Source organism: Sphingorhabdus sp. EL138, from assembly GCF_945862485.1.
Taxonomy (GTDB): domain Bacteria; phylum Pseudomonadota; class Alphaproteobacteria; order Sphingomonadales; family Sphingomonadaceae; genus Sphingorhabdus_B.
The window spans coordinates 1-3,412 of sequence record NZ_CAMAYF010000053.1 but is presented as its reverse complement, the minus strand read 5'-3'; the positions used below and the strand labels follow the sequence as shown (position 1 = coordinate 3,412).

The 3,412-nt window shown below is 54.4% G+C and carries 5 protein-coding genes; all 5 read right to left on the bottom strand.

Annotation, left to right across the window (positions count from 1 at the left end):
• A partial coding sequence (locus Q0O33_RS10675; RefSeq protein ID WP_295499410.1) for a GNAT family N-acetyltransferase occupies nucleotides 1-462 on the bottom strand: 462 nt, incomplete at its 3' end.
• Entirely contained in the window at nucleotides 459-1,217 is a 759-nt protein-coding gene (locus tag Q0O33_RS10670) for an alpha/beta fold hydrolase (protein ID WP_295499408.1), read from the bottom strand. The genes Q0O33_RS10675 and Q0O33_RS10670, both read right to left, overlap by 4 nt.
• Nucleotides 1,218-1,253: 36 nt before the next feature.
• Nucleotides 1,254-1,901 (bottom strand): 2-hydroxychromene-2-carboxylate isomerase, encoded by a 648-nt coding sequence (locus tag Q0O33_RS10665; RefSeq protein ID WP_295499405.1) that lies wholly within the window; start codon nucleotides 1,899-1,901, stop codon nucleotides 1,254-1,256.
• A gap of 3 nt (nucleotides 1,902-1,904) precedes the next feature.
• A complete protein-coding gene (locus Q0O33_RS10660; RefSeq protein WP_295499401.1) occupies nucleotides 1,905-2,930 on the bottom strand; it encodes an aspartate-semialdehyde dehydrogenase in 1,026 nt (341 codons plus the stop codon).
• A 92-nt stretch (nucleotides 2,931-3,022) separates the two neighbouring features.
• On the bottom strand, nucleotides 3,023-3,412 hold a 390-nt coding region (rplS, locus tag Q0O33_RS10655; protein WP_295499398.1), incomplete at its 5' end, for a 50S ribosomal protein L19.

Here is a 3,412-nt window from a genome sequence, read left to right as displayed (position 1 = left end):
TTCTCGCACTAACTTGCTACCCAATCGCTCCACTGCGGTGCGCGAGCGAAAATTATGAGCGCCCACCTGAAACACAACGATCCGCACAAATTGGAAGATGTGCCTTAGCATCAGCGCCTTTACCTCGCGATTAATGCCTGTCCGCCAATATGCGGTCGCAAAGAAGGTCCAGCCGATTTCTATTTCTGCTATTGTCGGATCATAACTCGCAAAGCGCGTACTGCCGATGATATCATGTGTCGCGCGATCCAAAATGGCAAAGGCCCCCTGCGATGCGATGGCATCAGCGAAGAATGCGTCAAAGATTTCCCTTTTGTACCTATCACGAAACGGATGCATCGCCCAGATTTCTGGGTCAGAAGCCACAGCATAGAGCCCGTCATAATCCTTTGTCATTAAGGGCCGCAGCATGACCCGTTCGCCAATCAATATAGGTTGGATGTCGAAAACTGGGCGCGTCACCACCGGTCGCCCGTCAGCGCCGCGACAAAGTCCATCCCAAGTTCCGACTTGGTTACTGCGCTCATATGATTGCCCGGCACTGTGAACAGCTTCCCATGTTGCAAAAGAGCCGCGAGATCGGCTGCGGACCCATTATCATCGTCTTGTTCTCCGCACACAACAGCGACGGGCAGAGTCCAACTGGCAATTTCTGCCGCATCGGTATCGACAAAGCTATCCAAAATATGCCGCAATGCCGCCGGGTCACCGCCGGTGGTTTTCAGGAAAGCTTCCGCCATCCATGCGGACGAACCTTTTTCATGCTGCCCCAAATTGTCGAATACATGTCGAAAATGGGCCCCACGATTACCCGTCTGGGTCAGGCCTTCTAGTCCCATGCCTGAAATAACAGCCCTACCGGGCATTGCACCACGCGCCAGCATCCGAGACACCGTCCGACCGCCAAGCGAATAACCGCCAAGGTCGTAATACGTGATGCCCAAATGCGCGAGCAACGCAAACTGGTCATCGGCCAGAATATCGCGCGGATAATGCGCGGGGTCATGCGGCTTACCGCTTAGCCCATGGGCCCGAAGATCCGGCATGATAACCCGATATCCGGCGTTTGCCAGCGCAGCAGCATGGCCGTATTTAATCCAGTTGGTATCCGCTTCGGACATAAAGCCATGGATCAGCAACAAAGGCCGCCCCTGCCCCGTTTCGCGCCAGGCGATCTCGACGCCGTCAACGGCTTGGAAACTATCGCATGTAATCATAAATCTCGCTCGATATTCAATGACCTACGCATCAAACTAACGCGCGGCCAATCCCTTTTGCTTCATACGCCACAGCGCCATGTCGATACGATCCTGCCCAAAAAAGGGTTCGCCGTCGAAAACGAGAGTTGGTACGCCCCAATGCCCCGCCGCCTCGAGTGCGGCTTGGTTGGCGGCGATTTCAGCATCGAGAGCTTTAGCATCGCGAAGCGCCTCGGCATCCAGCTCTGCCAAATCCAATCCCGCGTGCGTCGCTGCGCCTGCTAGATGGTCACCCTCATGCCAGTTCTCCGCACCGCCCCAAATGAGCCGCGAAACTTCGTCACAAAAAGCCAAGCTTTTTCCTCTCCGTGCCGCCGCTTGGCCCAATCGGGTCAGTCTAAAAATATAGGGTTGTTCGTCGGCTATTTTACGCGTGGCGATATCCTGCACAATCGGGTCGGGTCGCGGCGGGCCGAATGGAACGCCGTGAAACTGCGCCACACGGAACATGTCGGTGAAGGTATAGCGTAACCAATTGGGGTGGCTGCGTTCAAAAAAGTCAGGTTCACGGATCGCGAGCGGATAGACCGGACGCAGATTTATCGTCAGGTCATATTCCTGCGCCAGCGCACTATATCGCCGCGTGGCAAGGTAGCTATAGGGACTGCGAAACGACCAGAAAATATCGGCTTGCAGCCCCATAACTTATCCCTTTTTCAAATGCCGCCGCCCAAGCAGTTCGGCGATCTGTACCGCATTCAGCGCGGCTCCTTTACGTAAATTATCTGACACGCACCAGAAGGCAAGGCCATTGTCCACTGTGGGGTCTTCACGCACGCGGCTCACATAAGTTGCATCATCGCCTGCAGCCTCGACAGGCGTCGTATAACCACCATCTTCGCGCTTATCGATCAGCATGATGCCAGGGGCCTCACGCAAGATATTCTGCGCAGTTTCCGCCGACATTTCCCGCTCATATTCGATATTCACCGCTTCGCTGTGGCCAACAAAGACAGGAACACGCACGCAGGTCGCTGTGAGCTTGATTTTCGGGTCGAGGATTTTCTTGACCTCAACCATCATCTTCCACTCTTCCTTCGTATAGCCATCGTCGAGAAAGCTATCGATATGCGGAATGACGTTGAACGCGATTTGCTTCGTGAACTTCTTGGCATCGGCGCTGTCACCAACGAAGATGTTGCGGCTCTGTTCGAATAATTCGTCCATGCCCTCTTTGCCCGCACCCGACACCGACTGATAGGTCGATACGACAACGCGGGTAATTTTGGCAAAGTCATGGAGCGGCTTCAACGCGACGACCAATTGCGCCGTTGAGCAGTTCGGGTTGGCAATGATATTCTTGCGCTTATAGGTATCAATTGCGTCAGGGTTGACCTCCGGCACGATCAACGGAACATCTGGGTCCATCCGGAAAAGCGAGCTGTTATCGATGACTACGCAGCCGGCAGCAGCGGCAATCGGCGCGTATTTCATGGTTGCTTCCGAACCAATCGCGAAAATCGCCATATCCCAGCCCGTCCAATCGAAATTCTCAATATTCTGGATCTTCAGCATCTTGTCGGTATCGCCATATTCGATTTCGATACCCTGGCTGCGCGATGATGCCAGCACGGCGACCTCGTCGGCAGGGAATGCGCGTTCGGCCAGAATGTTGACGACTTCGCGGCCCACATTGCCCGTCGCACCTGCGACTACGATACGATAACCCATGTTCACTTCCTTCAATGGCAATAAAAAAGGCCGGGCTCTTTATCGGAGCCCGGCCTTTTGTGTTTGGTTAGAAACGCAACGCGGCTCCTGCCTTATTCGGCAGCCTCGGTGGTTTTAATAGCTCGCGGGTCACGGCGTTCGGCAATACGTGCCTTCTTACCGGTCAAACCACGCAGATAGTAAAGCTTCGCACGACGCACGACGCCCTTACGGACGACTTCGATGCTGTCAATGTTTGGGCTGTACAAAGGAAATACGCGCTCAACGCCCTCACCGAACGACATTTTGCGTACCGTGAAGTTTGAGCCCATGCCCTTGTTCGAACGCGCGATGCACACGCCTTCGTAATTCTGAATACGCGTGCGCTCACCTTCGATGACCTTCACGCCCACCTTGACGGTGTCACCTGCACGGAACGCAGGAATTTTTTTGTTTTCTGACAAAGCTGCAATAGCTTCGGCTTCGAGTGTTTGGATGAGGTT